Source organism: Actinosynnema sp. CS-041913 (genome assembly GCF_050942485.1).
Lineage (GTDB): Bacteria > Actinomycetota > Actinomycetes > Mycobacteriales > Pseudonocardiaceae > Actinosynnema.
On sequence record NZ_CP192037.1, the window covers coordinates 1,952,501 to 1,970,215 of the forward strand.

19 protein-coding genes and 2 rRNA genes (1 of these 21 running past the window's edge) are annotated in these 17,715 nt (G+C 69.3%); 6 read left to right on the forward strand and 15 right to left on the reverse strand.

The window, feature by feature from the left end; translation table 11 throughout:
* Window positions 1-1,849: ribosomal RNA gene (locus ACQPZF_RS09675) — 23S ribosomal RNA — on the forward strand (it extends 1,231 nt beyond the left edge of the window).
* Window positions 1,850-1,947: 98 nt separating this feature from the next.
* Window positions 1,948-2,064 (forward strand): 5S ribosomal RNA (rrf, locus tag ACQPZF_RS09680).
* 68 nt (window positions 2,065-2,132) lie between these two features.
* On the opposite strand, the gene ACQPZF_RS09685 is transcribed toward rrf, so the two are convergent.
* The 4 genes from ACQPZF_RS09685 to ACQPZF_RS09700 all read right to left on the reverse strand — a co-directional run bounded on the left by ACQPZF_RS09685 (window position 2,133) and on the right by ACQPZF_RS09700 (window position 5,213).
* Window positions 2,133-3,071 (reverse strand): NAD(P)/FAD-dependent oxidoreductase, encoded by a 939-nt coding sequence (locus ACQPZF_RS09685; RefSeq protein WP_433270401.1) that lies wholly within the window; start codon window positions 3,069-3,071, stop codon window positions 2,133-2,135.
* A gap of 300 nt (window positions 3,072-3,371) precedes the next feature.
* Entirely contained in the window at window positions 3,372-3,962 is a 591-nt protein-coding gene (locus ACQPZF_RS09690; RefSeq protein ID WP_433270403.1) for a hypothetical protein, read from the reverse strand.
* A gap of 7 nt (window positions 3,963-3,969) precedes the next feature.
* Window positions 3,970-4,308: a nucleotide pyrophosphohydrolase gene (locus ACQPZF_RS09695; protein ID WP_433270405.1), complete on the reverse strand. Its 339-nt coding sequence runs from the start codon at window positions 4,306-4,308 to the stop codon at window positions 3,970-3,972.
* The gene (locus ACQPZF_RS09700) at window positions 4,305-5,213 is read right to left on the reverse strand and encodes an AraC family transcriptional regulator (protein WP_433270407.1); all 909 of its coding nucleotides are present in this window, start codon (window positions 5,211-5,213) and stop codon (window positions 4,305-4,307) included. The genes ACQPZF_RS09695 and ACQPZF_RS09700 overlap by 4 nt, the downstream gene beginning before the upstream one ends.
* 71 nt (window positions 5,214-5,284) lie before the next feature.
* On the opposite strand from ACQPZF_RS09700, the gene ACQPZF_RS09705 reads away from it, so the two are divergent.
* A complete protein-coding gene (locus ACQPZF_RS09705; RefSeq protein WP_433270409.1) occupies window positions 5,285-6,079 on the forward strand; it encodes an NAD(P)H-binding protein in 795 nt (264 codons plus the stop codon).
* Window positions 6,080-6,139: 60 nt separating this feature from the next.
* Here ACQPZF_RS09705 and ACQPZF_RS09710 read toward each other — a convergent pair whose 3' ends face one another.
* From ACQPZF_RS09710 to ACQPZF_RS09740, 7 genes are all read right to left on the reverse strand, one after another.
* Window positions 6,140-6,769 (reverse strand): class I SAM-dependent methyltransferase, encoded by a 630-nt coding sequence (locus ACQPZF_RS09710; RefSeq protein WP_433270411.1) that lies wholly within the window; start codon window positions 6,767-6,769, stop codon window positions 6,140-6,142.
* Between the two features lie 196 nt (window positions 6,770-6,965).
* Window positions 6,966-7,745: an ESX secretion-associated protein EspG gene (locus ACQPZF_RS09715; protein ID WP_433270413.1), complete on the reverse strand. Its 780-nt coding sequence runs from the start codon at window positions 7,743-7,745 to the stop codon at window positions 6,966-6,968.
* Entirely contained in the window at window positions 7,742-8,998 is a 1,257-nt protein-coding gene (locus ACQPZF_RS09720; protein WP_433270415.1) for a PPE family protein, read from the reverse strand. Before ACQPZF_RS09720 ends, ACQPZF_RS09715 begins: the two co-directional genes overlap by 4 nt.
* A gap of 10 nt (window positions 8,999-9,008) precedes the next feature.
* Window positions 9,009-9,578: a DUF3558 domain-containing protein gene (locus ACQPZF_RS09725; protein WP_433270417.1), complete on the reverse strand. Its 570-nt coding sequence runs from the start codon at window positions 9,576-9,578 to the stop codon at window positions 9,009-9,011.
* A 4-nt stretch (window positions 9,579-9,582) separates the two neighbouring features.
* Complete coding sequence (locus tag ACQPZF_RS09730; RefSeq protein ID WP_433270419.1) at window positions 9,583-9,951, reverse strand: PE domain-containing protein; 369 nt, start codon at window positions 9,949-9,951, stop codon at window positions 9,583-9,585.
* Between the two features lie 354 nt (window positions 9,952-10,305).
* Window positions 10,306-10,656 (reverse strand): peptidase inhibitor family I36 protein, encoded by a 351-nt coding sequence (locus tag ACQPZF_RS09735; RefSeq protein WP_433270421.1) that lies wholly within the window; start codon window positions 10,654-10,656, stop codon window positions 10,306-10,308.
* Window positions 10,657-10,714: 58 nt separating this feature from the next.
* Window positions 10,715-11,416, reverse strand: a complete 702-nt coding sequence (locus ACQPZF_RS09740) for a DUF72 domain-containing protein (protein ID WP_433270423.1) — start codon at window positions 11,414-11,416, stop codon at window positions 10,715-10,717.
* 93 nt (window positions 11,417-11,509) lie between these two features.
* On the opposite strand from ACQPZF_RS09740, the gene ACQPZF_RS09745 reads away from it, so the two are divergent.
* The gene (locus tag ACQPZF_RS09745) at window positions 11,510-12,244 is read left to right on the forward strand and encodes an arylamine N-acetyltransferase family protein (RefSeq protein WP_433270425.1); all 735 of its coding nucleotides are present in this window, start codon (window positions 11,510-11,512) and stop codon (window positions 12,242-12,244) included.
* Here the strand turns inward: ACQPZF_RS09745 and ACQPZF_RS09750 are convergent.
* Window positions 12,241-12,969 carry a DUF72 domain-containing protein gene (locus ACQPZF_RS09750; protein WP_433270427.1) on the reverse strand — a complete coding sequence of 243 codons (729 nt, stop codon included), beginning with the start codon at window positions 12,967-12,969 and terminating at the stop codon, window positions 12,241-12,243. The two genes, ACQPZF_RS09745 and ACQPZF_RS09750, sit on opposite strands and share 4 nt — an antisense overlap.
* A gap of 75 nt (window positions 12,970-13,044) precedes the next feature.
* Here ACQPZF_RS09750 and ACQPZF_RS09755 point away from each other — a divergent pair, with 75 nt between their 5' ends.
* Complete coding sequence (locus ACQPZF_RS09755) at window positions 13,045-13,329, forward strand: type II toxin-antitoxin system Phd/YefM family antitoxin (protein WP_433270429.1); 285 nt, start codon at window positions 13,045-13,047, stop codon at window positions 13,327-13,329.
* A complete protein-coding gene (locus ACQPZF_RS09760) occupies window positions 13,317-13,724 on the forward strand; it encodes a type II toxin-antitoxin system VapC family toxin (protein ID WP_433270431.1) in 408 nt (135 codons plus the stop codon). The genes ACQPZF_RS09755 and ACQPZF_RS09760 overlap by 13 nt, the downstream gene beginning before the upstream one ends.
* 5 nt (window positions 13,725-13,729) lie before the next feature.
* Here ACQPZF_RS09760 and ACQPZF_RS09765 read toward each other — a convergent pair whose 3' ends face one another.
* The 3 genes from ACQPZF_RS09765 to ACQPZF_RS09775 form a co-directional block, all read right to left on the reverse strand.
* Window positions 13,730-14,182 carry a hypothetical protein gene (locus ACQPZF_RS09765; RefSeq protein ID WP_433270433.1) on the reverse strand — a complete coding sequence of 151 codons (453 nt, stop codon included), beginning with the start codon at window positions 14,180-14,182 and terminating at the stop codon, window positions 13,730-13,732.
* A 146-nt stretch (window positions 14,183-14,328) separates the two neighbouring features.
* Complete coding sequence (locus ACQPZF_RS09770; protein ID WP_433270435.1) at window positions 14,329-16,440, reverse strand: 3-hydroxyacyl-CoA dehydrogenase NAD-binding domain-containing protein; 2,112 nt, start codon at window positions 16,438-16,440, stop codon at window positions 14,329-14,331.
* Complete coding sequence (locus tag ACQPZF_RS09775; protein ID WP_433270437.1) at window positions 16,437-17,663, reverse strand: thiolase family protein; 1,227 nt, start codon at window positions 17,661-17,663, stop codon at window positions 16,437-16,439. The genes ACQPZF_RS09770 and ACQPZF_RS09775 overlap by 4 nt, the downstream gene beginning before the upstream one ends.
* Between the last annotated feature and the right edge of the window lie 52 nt (window positions 17,664-17,715).

A 17,715-nucleotide genomic window follows, 5' to 3' on the forward strand; every position in this document is an offset into this window, starting at 1 on the left:
CACCGCCGAAGCCGTGTCATTCCGATTATGTCGGGATGGGTAGGGGAGCGTCGTTCAGCCATGGAAGCGCCGGAGTGATCCAGGTGTGGAGGCTGGACGAGTGAGAATGCAGGCATGAGTAGCGAAAGCAGAGTGAGAAACTCTGCCGCCGGATGACCAAGGGTTCCTGGGCCAGGCTAATCCGCCCAGGGTAAGTCGGGACCTAAGGCGAGGCCGACAGGCGTAGTCGATGGACAACGGGTTGATATTCCCGTACCCGTGTGAACGCGCCCATGGCGAACCTTGTGATACTAACCGCCCGAAGCGCCGTGGAAGTCTTCGGACGACTGTGGTTGTGGAGCGCGGGACCTGAACTTGTAGTAGTCAAGCGATGGGGTGACGCAGGAGGGTAGCTCCGCCAGTGAGTGGTAGTACTGGTGTAAGCGTGTAGGCCGACGTGCAGGCAAATCCGCACGTCATTCAGGCTGAGACGTGATGCATAGCCGATTGAGGCGAAGTAGGGTGATCCCATGCTGTCGAGAAAAGCCTCTAGTGAGTGTTCATGCGGCCCGTACCCCAAACCGACACAGGTGGTCAGGTAGAGAATACCGAGGCGATCGGGCGAACTGTGGTTAAGGAACTCGGCAAAATGCCCCCGTAACTTCGGGAGAAGGGGGGCCGAGGGATTTGAAGCCCCATGCGGGCTAGGATTTTTCGGCCGCAGAGACCAGCGAGAAGCGACTGTTTACTAAAAACACAGGTCCGTGCGAAGTCGCAAGACGATGTATACGGACTGACGCCTGCCCGGTGCTGGAACGTTAAGGGGACCGGTTAGTCCTTCGGGGCGAGGCTGAGAACTTAAGCGCCAGTAAACGGCGGTGGTAACTATAACCATCCTAAGGTAGCGAAATTCCTTGTCGGGTAAGTTCCGACCTGCACGAATGGCGTAACGACTTCTCGACTGTCTCAACCACAGGCCCGGCGAAATTGCATTACGAGTAAAGATGCTCGTTACGCGCGGCAGGACGGAAAGACCCCGGGACCTTTACTATAGCTTGGTATTGGTGTTCGGTTCGGCTTGTGTAGGATAGGTGGGAGACTGTGAAGCGGCCACGCCAGTGGTTGTGGAGTCGTCGTTGAAATACCACTCTGGTCGTACTGGATGTCTAACCTCGGTCCGTGATCCGGATCAGGGACAGTGCCTGGTGGGTAGTTTAACTGGGGCGGTTGCCTCCCAAAGGGTAACGGAGGCGCTCAAAGGTTCCCTCAGCCTGGTTGGCAATCAGGTGTCGAGTGCAAGTGCACAAGGGGGCTTGACTGTGAGACCGACGGGTCGAGCAGGGACGAAAGTCGGAACTAGTGATCCGGCCATGGCTTGTGGAAGCGTGGTCGCTCAACGGATAAAAGGTACCCCGGGGATAACAGGCTGATCTTGCCCAAGAGTCCATATCGACGGCATGGTTTGGCACCTCGATGTCGGCTCGTCGCATCCTGGGGCTGGAGTAGGTCCCAAGGGTTGGGCTGTTCGCCCATTAAAGCGGTACGCGAGCTGGGTTTAGAACGTCGTGAGACAGTTCGGTCCCTATCCGCCGCGCGCGTAGGATACTTGCGGAAGGCTGTCCCTAGTACGAGAGGACCGGGACGGACGGACCTCTGGTGTGCCAGTTGTCCTGCCAAGGGCATTGCTGGTTGGCTACGTTCGGAAGGGATAACCGCTGAAAGCATCTAAGCGGGAAGCCTGTTCCTAGATGAGGTATCCCACCCATTCGTGGGGTAAGGCCCCCAAGAGACTATTGGGTTGATAGGCCGGAGATGGAAGGTCGGTAACGGCTGGAGTTGACCGGTACTAATAGGCCGAGGACTTGTCACGAAAATGCTACGCATCCACTGTGCGGTTCTGAAAGAACCAACCGGACACACGGCGACCGTTATTGGGCGCGGTGTCTGTGGTTGGTAATTTCATAGTGTTTCGGTGGTCATGGCGGAGGGGGAACACCCGGTCCCATTCCGAACCCGGTAGTTAAGCCTTCCAGCGCCGATGGTACTGCACTCGTGAGGGTGTGGGAGAGTAGGACGCCGCCGAACATTCTTTCCCTCAGGGGCACCCGGTTATCCGGGTGCCCCTGAGGGCTTTTTGCGTTGATTACGAGGCGTCAGCCGAGTTCGGCGACGATGGCCTCGGCGAGCAGCGTCCCGGACAGCCAGGCCGTTTCGATCTTGGGTGTGCCCCAGGCATCACCGGCGATCCCGATCCGCTCCGGCCCGAAGTGGAACGGCGTGTCGCCGGGCCGGCCGGGGCGGGCGAACGTCCACCGCTGGACGTCCACCCGCTCGGCCGGCTCAGGCAGTTCCAGCAGCTCCCGAACCGCGGACTCGATCTCCTCGGCCGCCGCCACGGTGTCGGCCACGAACTGGCCGGCGAAGTCGGCGGTCGTGTGCGCCACCAGCACCGGCGCCCCGTCCCCGCGCCGGCTCCCGTCGTCGAACAACGTGGTCAGCACGGGGTGGTCGTTGACGAACGCGCCGCGGAAGTCCCAGCCCCGCTCGGCGTACCGGAGCGTGGCGGCGAGCGAAGGCAGCCACTCCTGCGCCTGCGCGGCGTTCCGCGTCGCACGGAGCCGCGGATCCACGTGCCGGGCCACCTGGGCACCCGGCATGGCGAGCACGACGGCGTCCGCCGCCACGCCGTCCACCCGCGGCCCCGGCTCGATCCACTCGACCAGGTGACGGGTCCGCACGTCGAGCCCGTCCGCCAGCCGTTCGACCAGCGAACGCAGCCCGCCGGGGGCGGCCCACCGCATCGGCCCGGCCGCGACGTCCCGACCGGCCGGCGAGTACACCGCGAAGGTGTCGGTCCACTCCCGCGCGAGCCCGGCCGCCCGCCACCCGTCGACCACGGCGGCGAACCGGGCGTCGGAGACGGTGAAGTACCCCGCCCCGATGTCGGCCGGGCGGCCCTCGTACCGCTTGGTCGCCATCCGTCCGCCGCAAACGTGCGCCCGTTCGAGGACACTCACCGTCACTCCGGCGGTGGCGAGCGCCCGTGCGCAGGCCACTCCGGCGATACCCGCGCCCACCACTGTCACCTGCACGAACTTCTCCTCCTGGCCACGGTCACGCGGCTGCCTGTCGCTACCGCTGTCCGAGCGATACCGGTGGGGCGACCGGGTGATGCGAGTCCTGCCCCGCGGTCCGGTCCATAGCGTTGGGCGCATGGACAGCCTGGGTTGGCGTGTGGTGGGTGCGGGGGAGGCTGCGGTGCGATGGTTACCGCGTAGGCGACACGGCAGACATTCGCGGGCGAGGCCGTCGCCCGCCTCGCCCGCGTGGGTGTCCGTGCTGCTGGGCCTGATCGTGTTGGTATCGCTGGTCCTCCTGCTGCTGACCTACGTCTAGCGGGCCTGGAGTGCGTCGACTGCCACGGCCTGGGCGATGACGAGCCGGCGGTCGACCGCCGGGTCCGCGATGTGGATCACGTAGTGGTCGCGCAGCCACGTCTTCTTGTCCACGCTGAACACCGGCACGCCGTCCCGGACGAAGTCGAAGTGGTACCGGAACGGGAACGGCAGGTCGTTGACGAGCGGCAGGAAGTTCCAGATCCGGCGCAGCACGGCGACGCCGTGGTTGCGCTCGCGGCCCGTGGTGGTGCCCGCGTTCGGCTGCTCCAGGTGCCACGTCGAGTTGACCAGCGACTTGCCGAAGTCCTTGCGGAAGTTCCCGATCGTCCGGCCGTGGCCGTCGGTCACGTCGTAGCCACTGGCCAGGTCGATGACCTTGCGCGCCTTGAACCCCGCCAGGACGTGCTGCTTGCCGGCATCGGCGTAGATCGTCACCTGTTCCTTGAAGGCGAGCCGCTTCTGCTCGACGAACCCGACGAGCTGCCCCGGCTCGCCGTTGCCGTCGTCGGCGAACGCCTCGTAGCGGTTCACCATCATGGTGATCTTCTGGTGCAGGTGCAGTGTGCCCAGGGACTGCAGGTCCATGGCCCCCTCATTCGACTGGCCGGAGGTCTCCGGTCGGGAAGCGCCGTTCGTTGCGGTCGATCTTGGCGAACGCGGCGTCGATCAGGTCGACGTCCAGCTTGTCCGCCAGGCGCACGAGGTAGTGCATCACGTCGGCGAGTTCGTCGCGGACGTTCCAGGCAAGTTCCGGGTCCTCCATGGCCTTGGCGGCCTGTTCGGGGGTGAGCCACTGGAACAGGTCGGTCAGCTCGCCCGCCTCCGCCGACAGCGCCATGACCAGGTTCTTGGGCGTGTGGTAGGTGTCCCAGTCGCGTGCGGCGGCGAACCGGCGCAGTGCGTCCCGCAGGTCTTCCAGGCTGTTGTTCATGCCCTCATCGCTACCACACGGTGGTCGCTCGGACGCACTCCGCGCACACGTTTGAACGCGGTGCTGAACGCGAAGCCGTCCGTGTAGCCGACGGCGCGTGCCACCGAGCCGATGGTCGTGTCGGGTTTCGTCAACAGGTCCGCCGCGACCGCCATGCGCCATTCCGTGAGGTAGGTCAGCGGCGGCACGCCGACCTGCGCGGTGAACCGCTTCGCCAGCGCGGCCCGCGAGACCCGGGCGAGGGCGGCCAGGTCGCCGACCGTCCACGCCCGCGCCGGCTCGTCGTGGATGGCACGCAGCGCCGGGCCGACCACGGGGTCGCCCAGCGCCCGGTACCAGGCGGGCGGGTTGGCCTCCGGCCGGTCGAACCACTCGCGCAGCGCGAACACCAGCAGCAGGTCGAGCAGGCGGTCCAGCACGATCTCCTGGCCGGGCTGGTCCTTGTCGATCTCCGCGGACAGCAGGTCCACCGTCGGGCACGGGCCTTCCGTGGACGGCACGACGAACGCCTGCGGGAGCGCGTTGAGCAGCCGGTCGGAGATGCTGCCCTCGACGTCGTAGCAGCCGGTGATGAGCACCGCTTCGCCGTCGGTTCCCCAGCCGTACGTGCGGGGGCCGACCTGCCACTGGTCGCAGCCCGGTGCGCTGGTGTCGATCTGCGGCGGCGTCGCGGGGTCGTCGGCGAGGACGAACCGCAGCGGCCCGCGCACCAGTCCTATGTCGCCGATGCGCAGTTTCATCGGCGGGTGGCCCTCGGCGATCAGCCAGCCGTCGCCGCGGGCCGCCATGGCGACGGTGAGCGGGGCGGCGGCGAACGCGAGGGACCACGGCGGTGAGGCGAAGGAACGGCACACCAGCGCGCCGTGCGCGCGGATGCCGCGCAGCAAATCCGTGAGAGCTTCCACAGAGACGATTGAACATGCGATCAGGCGTTTCGACCATGTTCCGTCGACCACGGTCCTGATTGGCTCGTGCCATGACAATCCTGGTTCTCGGAGCGACCGGCAAGACCGGCCGCCGTGTCGCCGCCACGCTCGGCTCGGCTGCCCGTCCCGTGTCCCGTTCGTCCGCGCTGCGCTTCGACTGGTCCGACGAGTCCACTTGGGACGCTGCCCTGGCCGGCGCCACCGCCGTCTACCTGGTGCCGCCCGCGCTGAACCTCGAATGGGCCGAGGTGGCGGCGTTCCTGCCGCGGGCAGCGGCGGCCGGCGTGCGGCGGGTCGTGTACCTGTCGGCGCGCGGCATCGACCCGGCGGACCGCCGCGAGGCCGTGGTGCGGGAGTCCACTGTGGACTGGACGATCCTGCGCCCGACGTGGTTCCACCAGAACTTCACCGAGGACTTCCTGCTGCCGATGGTGCTCGCCGACGAGGTGGCGCTGCCGATCGGTCCGGGCAGGCACCCGTTCATCGACGCGCAGGACATCGCCGACGTGGCCGTGGCCGCGCTGACGTCGGACGGCCACGCCGGCAAGGTCTACGAGCTGTCCGGCCCGGAGGCGTTGTCGTTCCCGGAGGCGGTGGCTCAGATCGCGGAGGCCAGCGGCCGGACCATCCGCGTGACCGACGTGCCGGAGGGATCGTTCCTGGAGACGCTGGTGGGGTTCGGGATCTCGCGCGACTACGCGGAGACCCTGATCGGCTCCCTGACGGCGGTCCGCGACGGCCACGACGCCCACCTGTCCACCGGCGTGCAGGACGTCCTGGGCCACGCCCCGCGCTCGTTCGCGGACTACGTGAAGGCCGCGGCGTCGTCCGGCGCGTGGGCGTAGCCGCCCGGGTGCTGTGGTCCGGCGCTGGGGTTCCGCGCTCGTGGTTCCGCGGTGGCGGTATCAGCCCTTGCGGGTGGCCACGACCAGCAGGTGCTCCTCGTCCGGCTGGCCTTCGCGGTCGGGCGAGAACACCGAGCTGTCGGTCTCGACGACGTCCAGCCCGGCCTGCTCCACGTGCCGGAGCAGGTCGGGCGCGGCGAAGCTGGTGATGCGGACGGTGTGCCCGAGGAACGGCACTTCGAGGTTCTCGACGTCCATCGGGATGGTGATCAACACCAACAACCCACCCGGCTTGAGCCACCGTGCGATGTCCCCGAGCACCTTGATCGTGTCGGCGCGGGTCATCTGGAGGAACGGGAAGAACGCGCACACCGCGTCCCAGGAGCCGGCGGCGGAGTCCCACTCGCGGATGTCGGCGTGCACGAAGTCGGCGTCGGGCACCTGCTCGCGGGCGATGGCGACCATCTCGGCGGACACGTCGACGCCCATGACCCGGTGCCCGGCAGCCGCAAGATCGCCCGCCACCGGCCGCCCGGTGCCGCTGCCGATGTCCAGCACCCGGGCGCTGTCGGGGAGGCGTTCGAGGAGGAGGCGGACGGCGGCGTCCACGGTGGGCGGCCGACCGAACGCGTCCTCGTAGCCGTGGCCCACGGCGTCGAAGAGTTCGGCGGCGGTGAGGGGTCGGTCCACGGTCATACCTCCGAGGTCGAGGCGATCTTTGCGACCGCGCGCGCCGGTCAGATCCGTCAAGCGTTCGGCAACGGTAGCGACACTCCCAGGCAGTGCGGCGCTTGGCCGCTCTGCGCGGTTCCGGGCAGCCCGTGCGGGACATGACGATGACGGAACTCCTGACCGACCAGGTCGACCGGGAGCCGGCCGAGGGCGGTCAGCCGGTGGCGGCGAGCAGTTCCGACACCGAGTGCACGAGGCGCTGGTGGTCGGCCGGGCTCAGCGTCGACCACTCCCGGCCGTCCCCTGACGGGCGGCGGGTGAACTGCCAACGGCCTTCCGCCGTGTCGTAGAACGACACCGCATAGGGGCCGCGTTTCCTCGGCCCCGGCGCGCCGTTGCGGGACGGGCGGACGGCCACGCCGAACTGGCCCATCCGCACGACACCGCCCAGCACCGAGACGACCTTCTGCGCGTCCGGCCGGGCGACGCCGTTGTCCCGCAACGCGATTTCCATCCGGGATGCCGACTCACCCGCCGTTGCGGCGGCCTTCGCCAAGTCCGCGGAGGGCAGGCTGACCGATCGCGCCCGGGGCGTCCGGTGCGGTGGCAGGAGTGACACCACGGCGTCGGCGAGCATCGTCTCCTCGATCCGTTTCAGCACCAGGCTTTCCGCCGTGAGCACCGCCAGCACGGCATGCCCGCGCCGAGCCGCCGCCACCGCACGGATCCTCGGGCCGTCGTCCAGCCGGAGCCGGGCGTCGACCTCGCGGTCGGGACGGGCCACCAGGTCCAGCCAACCGGCCAGCCTCGCGTCCAGTTCGCCGCGTGCCACCAAACCTCTGGCGGCCAACGTGCGCCAAGCGTCGTCCAGCAGCGCCCGACGTTCGTCCGACGTCGCGCCGTGCGAGGGGATCGACAGGATCGTGGGGTGCTCGCCCAGGTTCAGATGATCCCAGCACAGGTCGAACTCCAGCCGGGACAACGCGAATCTCACCTGTCGTCGTCCCCGATCACCGGGGGTGCGACACGCTGGACGTCTTCCTCTCCCCACACGTCCGCCAGCTCCTCCAGGTACGGAGCGGCTTTGTGCTCGACGTCGTCCTCGCCTTGGCCGCGCTGGGGAGCGCCCATCACGCCGCCCCCGAGCGGTGTCGCGCTTGCCGTGCCGCGAACCGGGTTCGCCGCCGTGCCGGTGCGGTTGGCCGCTGTGTCCGGGGCGACGCCTGACGAACCGCCGGGGCCGAACGGTTGACCTGCGCCGGGTTGGCCGGGTGTTCCTGGCAGGCCGCCGCCGAACCGGGGCGTGCCGCCCGCGGACGAACCGCCGCCGATGGGGAGGCCTCCCGGACCTCTGCGGGTGTGCCGGGAGCCGTCGACCGGCGGTCCCGGACGGTGGGCGATCCGCTCCCGGTGGTTCGGCGGGTTCGGCTTGACGACGGGTGACGGGTACGGGCCGGTGATCGGCGGAGGAGTCGGCGAGGGGCTCGGGACAGGGGTGGGAGTGGGCCGGGGCGCGATGTCCACCGGCGGTCGGGCGTCGGACAGGTGCGTGTCGTCCCCGCCCCGGGTGACCGGAGGCGGCGTGCCGACCGGCTGGGACGTCTGGTGCTGGTGAGCGGACGTCGTGCCGACGGTTTGGCGGTCGGAGAGCTGCGGCGTGTACTGCTGGTGCGCTGCCGGCTGTTCGAAATCCGGTTCCGCGACTTGGGTGACCACCTGGGGCGGCGGCTCGAACGTGCCGAGCGTCGCGGAGGACGCGCCGTCGCGGTAGCCGTTCATCACCCGCACCGCTTCCCGCTTGGCCTCGTTGGCCCGCTGCTCCTCGATGTCCTGGTCGGTCTGGCCGCCGACGAGGTGCGTGAAGCCGGCCGGGATGCCCCAGTAGTCGTCGTTGGCGGTGGAGGACACCTGCACCGGTTCGGGCATGGTCGTCTTCGCGCTGCCGTAGTAGGAGGTCTGCGCGGAGAAGGCGTTGTGCGTCTCCACGCCGGCCGTGCGGGCATCCTCGGCCCACTGCACCAGAGGCGCGGCACTCCCGCTGAACCGCTCACCCGCGGCACCGACCCAGACTGCGTTCGCGTCCCTGATCGCCGATTCCAACTCGGCCTTGGCATTCCCCATGACAGCCCGGAAGTCGTTCCACGCGTCGTCCACGGTCCGGGCGGCGGCGTGGCCCGGGCCGCCGTGGATCTTGTCGTAGAGCTGCCGATGCGACTGGGCGTCGAAGTTGTGCTCGCCGATCTCCATCAGTGCCCCCTCACTTCAGCAGGTTCTGCATCGCGGCTTCGGCCAACTGCCGTGCCCCGTCACAGGGCTCGGGGAACTTGTCCTGGAAACCGAAGGTGACTGCGAAGGTGGCGACGAGGTACTGGCCGCTCGCGGTGTCCACCATGACATCGCAGTTCCGCTCGTCGGAAGGCACGGTCACCGTGATGGCGGCGAAGCCGTGTATCGGCTCGATCTTCGTCGGCCGGCCCGTGCGCTTGCCCCCGGTCCACACTTCGATTCCTTCTTTGGTGACCGGCACCAGGCGGCTGCTCGCGCCGTTGACCGTCCAGTTGCAGGCGGATGTCTGGTAGACGTCGCTGTCGACCGGTCGGCCGGCGCGGTCGATCTTGAGCGTGGACAGTTGCTGGTCGGTCAGCAGATCGCAGGGTTTGACGCCGTCGAGTTGGAGTTCCTGGGGACGGGACGACGCCGACGTGGCCGGTGTCGTCGTGCCGGGCGAGCCGGTGGTCGACCGCTGCGACGTCGGGGTGCCGGGGTCGCCACCGCACCCGGCCGCGAGGACGAGCAGCGCGAGCAGGCTGGGGAGGGATCGCCGCATCGGTTCAGATCCCCCGGTTCGGTGACTGCATCGACTGCGTGTTCACGTCCTCGACCAGGTGGTACGTCTTCGCTGCCAGGTCGAGTTGCTCGATGTTGAGGGTCAGTTCGTGGACGAACCGGTCGACGACGTCGACCGCCGTCATGGCGTTCTCGGCGAAACCCTGCGCCGCGTCCTGCGAAACGTCGTCATCCGCGAGCGGACGTGCGCGGAGGTTGTCCCGCTCGTTGATCAAGAAGTCCTGGATGGTGTCCCGTACGGCTTCGTAGCGGGCCTTGAGCGCCAGGATCCGGTCCGGCTCGACCTGCATGGTCACCGGAGCGGCGCCGGTGTCCGCACCGGCTCCGCCGCTACCGCCTGCCAGGAACGGCATGAGACTCCCCTTCTCGCGCCATGGTCACTGCGGGCTGATCAGGCACAGCCGTATCCAGTCCGCCACGTGTCTTGGCCACGCGACGAGGAATGTCCGGATATCGGCCCGGCCTTCGCGTGCAGTATTCCGGCAGGAGGTCACGTGCATGATCCATCCGGCGATGGATTCACCCTTATGGTGCACTGTCAATGCGAGGAACCTTCGTTTGGCCGTCGGTCGCGGCCAGTTATTCCCGGTCAAAGCGCCATTTTGCGGATTCGCGCATGTGTTGCGGGAACGTACGTTCTATAGGTGCGCCCCATTCGGGGAATACGCGCAGCCGCATCGGGTGCAAGGGGCGGTGGGGCAATCGGCTCAAGGGCCCCAGACTTGAATGGCCCGGACCACGAACGGGGCGTCCGGGACGTAGGTGCCCTTGCCGGGGTACGTGGTGAACTCCGCCTCGGTCGAGCAGGTGGCGCCTTGGAAGACCGTGGTGTCGCGGGTCAGGTTGTTGATGAACGAGCGGGCCACCAGGGCGTTGTCGAACGGGATGCATTCGCCTGGGTTGGCGGTTTCCAGGTCCAGGCGTTGGGCGTTGCCGGTGTAGTCGGTTCCGGACCAGGCGCAGAACTCCCCTCGGTCGCAGGTGACCTCCGGCGCCGTGCTGCCGGAGGTCAGGGCGGCCGTGAGCGCCAGGGCGGTCGCCAGGGTTGGGGTCGGCATCGGCCACCTCCGATCGCTGCGATTGTGAGGGCATGTCGCCGGATCGGCTACTCGGGATTCACACGGGTGGCGAGGACTTCAGGCGGGCGGCGAGTGCCATGGCGTCTCGGGGGGCCATTACCTTGGCGTCGTTGTCGAAATAGGCGTAGACGTCGTGGTCCTGGGACCAAGTTCGGATCTTCGCCGCCCAGCGGTCCAGGGACTCGTCGGTGTAGCCGCTCGTGTACAGCTCCTCCTCACCGTGCAGGCGGATGTAGACGAAGTCCGCGGTGACGGCTTCCAGGTACAGGAACGTGTTCGCGGTGTCGGCGATGACAAGGGCGATGTCGTGTGCGCGCAGCAGGGGCAGGAATCCCGGATCGCGGAACGAGTCGTGGCGGACCTCCAGGGCGTGGCGCAGCGGCCGGCCCTCGTGGGTGCGGGGGAGGGCCCTGAAGAAGTCGGTCAGGAGGTCCGGGTCGTAGCGCAGGGTCGGGGGCAGTTGCCACAGGAACGGGCCCAGTTTCGGGCCCAGGGTGAGCATTCCGGAGTCGAAGAACCTGCCCAGGGCTTCGTGTGGGTCGCGGAGGCGCTTCATGTGGGTGATGAAGCGGCTGCCCTTGATCGCGAAGACGAAGTCGTCCGGGGTCTGCGCGGCCCACGTCCGGAAGCTCGACGGCTTCTGCAGGGCGTAGAAGGTGCCGTTGATCTCCACCGAGCCCACCTGCCGCGACAGGTGCTCCAGCTCGCGCCGGTGCGGCAGCCCTTTCGGATAGAACACGCCTCGCCACGGTGCGTAAACCCAGCCCGACGTGCCGATGCGGATCACCTACCCATTGACCTCCAGCGCACTCGAACGTGCAAGTTTGTCCCCATGGACTCCCAGACCGTCGACGCCTACCTGGACCGGATCGGCGCAAGTCGTGACAGCACGCTGGTCGAGCTGACCGAACGGCACCTGCGCACGGTGCCGTTCGAGAACCTGAGCATCCACCTCGGCGAGACCATCTCGCTGACCGAGGACCTGCTGGTGGACAAGATCGTCCGCCGCCGGCGGGGCGGGTTCTGCCACGAGCTGAACGGCGCGTTCGCCGCGTTGCTCACCGCGCTCGGGCACGACGTGCGGATCCTGGCGGCCAGGGTGTTCGCCAACGGCGAGTTCGGGCCGCCGTACGGCCACATGGCGCTGCGCGTCGGCGACCTGCTGGTGGACGTCGGCTTCGGCCGGTTCGCGTTGCGACCGCTCGACCTGACCGGGCGGGAGGCGCAGCACGACCCGGCCGGGGAGTTCCGGGTGGCCGACGCGCCCGACGGGGACCTCGACGTGCTGCACGACGGAGTGGTGCAGTACCGGCTTGAGCTGCGGCCACGGGCGCTGGAGGAGTTCCGGGCCACCTGCTGGTACCAGCAGACGTGGCCGGAGTCGAGTTTCCGGCGGGCCGCAACCTGCTCGCTGGCCACGCCCACCGGCCGGGTGACGGTGGCGGGCGACAAGCTGATCGTCACCGAGAACGGGGTGAAGCGGGAGGAGCAGTTGGACGACGCCGGGATCATCGAGGCGCACGCCCGGTACTTCGGCGTCGTGCTGGACCGGGTGCCGCGGCTCTAGGACATGCGTTCGGCGAGCGCTCTGGCGTCGTGCGGGGCCGCTCCGTGCATGGTGTTGTCGAAGTAGACGTACACGTCACGGTCGCGTGACCACGTGCGCACCTTGGCCGCCCAGCGGTCCAGGGCTTCGTCGGAGTACTCGCTCACGTACAGCTCCTTGTCGCCGTGCAGCCGCACGTACACGAAGTCGGCGGTCAGCTCCTCCGGCTCGGGGAACCGGCCCGCCGACTCGGCCACGACCAGCGCCACGCCACGCTTCGCCAGCAGCTCGGTCACCTCGGGCACCAGGTAGCTGCGGTGGCGGATCTCCAGCGCGTGGCGGACGGGCGGGCCGGGCAGGTGGTCGAGGAACGCCGCGAAGCGGTCCGCCCGGTAGGGCAGGGTGGGCGGTAGCTGCCACAGGATCGGGCCCAGCTTCTCGCCCAGGTCGAGGACGCCGGAGGCGAAGAACTCGTCGACCGCCTCCTCGGCGTCGCGTAATCGGCGGAAGTGGGTCACTTCTTTGTGCGCCTTGACGGCGAACACGAAGTCGTCCGGTGTCCGCGCGTGCCACGAGTGGTAGTCGGCGGGCTTGCGCAGCCCGTAGAACGGGCCGTTGAGTTCGACGGTGTCCAGCATGCGTGACAGGAACTCCAGCTCCAGCCGCTGCTGGAGGCCGCGCGGGTAGAAGTCGCCGCGCCATTGGGGGTACCGCCACCCCGACGTGCCGATCCGAATCTCACCCATAGTAGTCGTTTGTGCCCCATTGAGTGACCGTCGAAACGTGTAGCACGCATGTAGCACTTTAGGTACCGTTGTGTCATGGGTGTCGCAAGCATCGGCCAGCGCGAACTCCGCAACGACAACGCGGAGATCATGCGGCGCGTCGAGGCCGGTGAGAGCTTCGTGGTGACCCGCAACGGCCGCCCGGTGGCCGACCTCGTGCCGCACGTCGAGTCCGAGCGGCCCCGGCGCACGCTCGCCGAGACGCAGGCCGAGTTCCGCCGGTTGCCGCCGGTCGACCCGGACCGCTGGCACGCCGACCGCCGCGCCGACGACGAGGTCTTCGGCGTGGACGACCCGCTGGCGGACCCGTGGCGCGGGTGACGCCGGCGCGCGTCCTGCTGGACACCGGCGTGGTGATCCGGCTGGAGCGGACCGACTTCGGCGACCTGGCCCGCGCCGAGCCCGCGATCAGCACGGTGACCGTGGCGGAACTGGCCTATGGCCTGGACGTGGACGACCCGGTGGAGCGCTTCGCCCGCACCGAGCGGTACTACGCGGCCCTGGACCGGTTCGAGGTCCTGCCGTTCGACCTGGCGGCGGCCAAGATCTACGGCACCCTGGCCGCCCTCGTCCGCCGCACCGGCCGCAGTCCGCGTCCGCGCCGCCTGGACCTCCAGATCGCCGCCACGGCCGCCGCCCACGGCATGCCGGTGCTGACCGGCAACCTGGAGGACTTCACCGGTCTGGCACGGGTGGTCGAGGTCATCGGCGTCTGAGCGCGCTAGAACCCCGCGCCGTCCAGCGCGCCCGTCACCACCCGCTCGATGCGGTCCTGCTGCGGGTCGCGGGCGAGCGCGGCGGTGCAGGGGCAGTGGGCCAGGTCGTTGCCGCACAGGAAGACGCCGAGCACGCGGAGGCTGCGGGCGGTCTGGCGGAGGCGGGCGGCTCCCCGCAGCCGCACCTGGCCGTAGACGGCCTTGGCGAGCTGGTAGGGCGCGCCGGGGCCCAGATCGACGCACGCCTGGCTGTCCAGCTCCTCCGCCACGTGCGCCAGCGGACGGCAGCCGCAAGCCTTCGCCGAGCGGACCAGGCGCTGGTCCAGGCGGGCCACCAGGCGTTTCGCCACCTCGTCGCGCCAGGACCGGTCCGCGCGCAGGAACGCGACCAGCTCCTCGACGCGGACGGGATCGGGCAGCGGGCGGCGGGCGCGGGCTCTTCGGCGGTGCGGAGTCATCCCCACAAGATCGACCACGACCTGCCGGTATGAGCATTCCTCACCCGGCTGCGCGGCCAGGAGCACACGGCCGTAGCAACACCCCGGTGACGCAGTGCGCCCGGCTCCCCGCGGAGGGAAGCCGGGCGCGCCGGTGAACTGCCTGGTCAGGCCGGTACGGAGGCCACGCCCGGCGGGAGGAAGCGCTTGCCGGTCACCTTTTCGGAGATCCCGGAGCGGTCCAGGTACGGGGTGATGCCGCCCAGCCAGAACGGCCAGCCCGCGCCCAGGATCATGCACAGGTCGATGTCCTGCGCCTCGGCCACCACGCCCTCGTCCAGCATCAGGCGGATCTCCTCGGCCAGCGCCTCCAACGCCCGCGCCTTGACCTCTTCACCGGTCAGCGGCTGGTCGCCGAACCGCCACAGCGCCTGGACCTCGGGGTCCACGGTCTGCTTCCCGGCGGAGTCCCACTGCCACACGGCGTTCTTGCCCGCCGCCACGAACGCCTTCATGTTCTCCGACACGCCGAAGCGGTCCGGGAACGCGCCGTGCATGGTCTCGGCCACGTGCAGCGCCACCGGGGCGCCGACGAGCTGCAACAGCACCAGCGGCGACATCGGCAGGCCGAGGGACTCGGTCGCCCGGTCGGCCACCTCGAACGGGGTGCCCTCGTCGATGGACTTCACGACCTCGCCCATGAACCGCGTCAGCAGCCGGTTCACCACGAACGCCGGGGCGTCCTTCACCAGCACCGAGGACTTCTTGAGCTGCTTGCCCACCGCGAACGCCGTCGCCAGCGTCGCGTCGTCGGTCCGCCCGGCGCGCACGATCTCCAGCAGCGGCATGATCGCGACCGGGTTGAAGAAGTGGAAGCCCACGACCCGCTCGGGGTGCTTGAGGCCCGCCGCCATGTCCGTGATGGACAGCGACGACGTGTTGGTCGCCAGCACCGCCTCGGGCGAGACGAACTCCTCGACCTCGGCGAACACCTTCTGCTTCACGCCCAGGTCCTCGAACACGGCCTCGATGACGAAGTCCGCGTCCGCGAAGGCCGCCTTGTCCAGCGACCCGGTGACCAGCGCCTTGAGCCGGTTCGCCTGGTCCGGCGACACGCGGCCCTTGCCGAGCAGCTTGTCGACCTCGCCGTGCACGTAGCCGACGCCCTTGTCCACGCGCGCCTGGTCGATGTCGGTGAGCACCACCGGCACCTCCAGCCGCCGCGCGAACAGCAGCGCCATCTGCGACGCCATCAGGCCCGCGCCGACGACGCCCACCTTGGTGACCTTGCGCGCGAGCGACTTGTCCGGCGCGCCGGCCGGCCGCTTGGCCCGCTTCTGCACCAGGTTGAACGAGTACAGGCCCGCGCGCAGCTCGTCGCTCATCACGACGTCGGCCAGCGCCTCGGTCTCGGCCGCGTAGCCCGCGTCCAGGTCGTTCGCCCGCGCCAGTTCCAGCAGCTCCAGGGCCTTCAGCGCACCGGGCGCGGCGCCCTTGGTCTTGCCCTCCACGATCGCGCGGGCACGGGCCACCGCGGCGTCCCAGCTCGCGCCGCGGTCGATCTCCCTGCGCGGCGGCACGATCTCCCCGCGCACCACCGAGGACAGCCACCGCAGCGACTGCTCCAGGTAGTCGGCCGAGTCGAACAGCACGTCCGCGATGCCCAGGTCCAGCGCCTGCTTCGGCTTGAGCATCTTGTTCTGGTTCAGCGCGTTCTCGAAGATCACGGTGACCGCGTCGTGCGCGCCGATCAGGTTCGGCAGGAGCTGCGTGCCGCCCCAGCCGGGGAACAGGCCCAGGAACACCTCGGGCAGCGCGATGGCCGCCGCGTTCGACGCCAGCGTCCGGTAGTGGCAGGACAGCGCCAGCTCCAGGCCGCCGCCCATGACCGCGCCGTTGACGAACGCGAAGGTCGGCACCGAGGACTCGGTGAACTTGCGGAACACGTCGTGGCCGAGCCGGCCGATGGCCAGCGCCTGCTCACGCGCCGCCGCGCCTTCCACGGCGGTCAGGTCCGCGCCCACCGCGAAGATGAACGGCTTGCCGGTGACCGCGATCGCCACCGGGGACGCCGCCGCGGCCTCGTCGAACGCCGCGCTCAGGCTCACCAGTGACTGCGGGCCGAACGTCGACGGCCGGGTGTGGTCGTGGCCGTTGTCCAGGGTGATCAGCGCGACCGGGCCGGTCAGGCCGGGCACCGTGATCAGGCGCGTCTTCGCCCGGGTCACCACCTCGTCGGGGAACAGGGCCTTGGCCTCGTCGGCGGTCAACGTGGTCACTTGGCTGCTCCGTTTCCGTTCCAGTGGGGGTTCTCCCAGATGACGGTCCCGCCCATGCCGATGCCGATGCACATGGTGGTGATGCCGTAGCGCACGTCCGGGCGCTCGGCGAACTGCCGGGAGAGCTGGGTCATCAGGCGCACGCCGGACGAGGCCAGCGGGTGGCCGGTCGCGATCGCGCCGCCCCACTGGTTGACCCGCGGGTCGTCGTCGGCGATGCCGAAGTGGTCGAGGAAGGCGAGCACCTGCACGGCGAACGCCTCGTTGATCTCGAACAGGCCGATGTCGGAGATGGTCAGCCCGGCCCGCTTGAGGGCCTTCTCCGTGGCCGGCACCGGGCCGACGCCCATGACCTCGGGCTCGACGCCCAGGAACGAGTAGCCGACCAGCCGCATGCCGACCGGCAGGCCCAGCTCCGCGGCGGTCTCCTCGTCGGCCAGGATGCAGCCGGTGGCGCCGTCGTTCAGGCCCGCCGCGTTGCCCGCGGTGACCCGGCCGTGCGGGCGGAACGGCGTCTTGAGCTTCGCCAGGTCCTCCACGGTGGTGCCCGGACGCGGCGGCTCGTCGGCGGTGGCCAGGCCCCAGCCGTGCTCGGCGGACCGGGTCGCGACCGGCACGAACTCCGGGCCGATCTTGCCGTTCTTCACCGCGTCGGCGTACTTGGCCTGCGAGGCGGCGGCGTAGGCGTCGGCGCGCTGCTTGGTGATGGCCGGGAACCGGTCGTGCAGGTTCTCCGCCGTCGAGCCCATCACGAGCGCCGACGGGTCCACGATCTTGTCGCTGAGGAAGCGCGGGTTCGGGTCGACGCCCTCGCCCATCGGGTGGCGGCCCATGTGCTCGACGCCGCCCGCGATCACCACGTCGTACGCGCCGAACGCGATGCCGCTCGCGGCGGTCGTCACGGCCGTCATCGCGCCCGCGCACATGCGGTCGACGGCGTAGCCGGGCACCGACTTCGGCAGGCCCGCCAGCAGCGCGGCGGTGCGGCCGATGGTCAGGCCCTGGTCGCCGATCTGCGTGGTGGCCGCGATGGCGACCTCGTCCACCCGCTCCGGCGGCAGCTCGGGGTGCCGGCGCAGCAGCTCGCGGATCACCTTGACCACCAGGTCGTCGGCACGGGTCTCCGCGAAGATCCCCTTGGGGCCGGCCTTGCCGAACGGCGTGCGCACGCCGTCCACGAAGACCACGTTCCGAACGCGTGCCGGCGTTGCTGGTGCGGCCACGGCGTCTCCTCCACTGTGTGGTGACGAATACCTGCGGACCGGGCGGGCGCGA

Excerpts from the sequence above, each read along its gene's own strand:
- ACQPZF_RS09690 (WP_433270403.1), bottom strand. The coding sequence starts at position 3,962 with ATGGACCTGCAGTCCCTGGGCACACTGCACCTGCACCAGAAGATCACC.
- ACQPZF_RS09695 (WP_433270405.1), bottom strand. The coding sequence starts at position 4,308 with ATGAACAACAGCCTGGAAGACCTGCGGGACGCACTGCGCCGGTTCGCC.
- ACQPZF_RS09705 (WP_433270409.1), top strand. The coding sequence starts at position 5,285 with ATGACAATCCTGGTTCTCGGAGCGACCGGCAAGACCGGCCGCCGTGTC.
- ACQPZF_RS09720 (WP_433270415.1), bottom strand. The coding sequence starts at position 8,998 with ATGGAGATCGGCGAGCACAACTTCGACGCCCAGTCGCATCGGCAGCTC.
- ACQPZF_RS09725 (WP_433270417.1), bottom strand. The coding sequence starts at position 9,578 with ATGCGGCGATCCCTCCCCAGCCTGCTCGCGCTGCTCGTCCTCGCGGCC.
- ACQPZF_RS09730 (WP_433270419.1), bottom strand. The coding sequence starts at position 9,951 with ATGCCGTTCCTGGCAGGCGGTAGCGGCGGAGCCGGTGCGGACACCGGC.
- ACQPZF_RS09735 (WP_433270421.1), bottom strand. The coding sequence starts at position 10,656 with ATGCCGACCCCAACCCTGGCGACCGCCCTGGCGCTCACGGCCGCCCTG.
- ACQPZF_RS09745 (WP_433270425.1), top strand. The coding sequence starts at position 11,510 with ATGGACTCCCAGACCGTCGACGCCTACCTGGACCGGATCGGCGCAAGT.
- ACQPZF_RS09750 (WP_433270427.1), bottom strand. The coding sequence starts at position 12,969 with ATGGGTGAGATTCGGATCGGCACGTCGGGGTGGCGGTACCCCCAATGG.
- ACQPZF_RS09755 (WP_433270429.1), top strand. The coding sequence starts at position 13,045 with ATGGGTGTCGCAAGCATCGGCCAGCGCGAACTCCGCAACGACAACGCG.
- ACQPZF_RS09765 (WP_433270433.1), bottom strand. The coding sequence starts at position 14,182 with ATGACTCCGCACCGCCGAAGAGCCCGCGCCCGCCGCCCGCTGCCCGAT.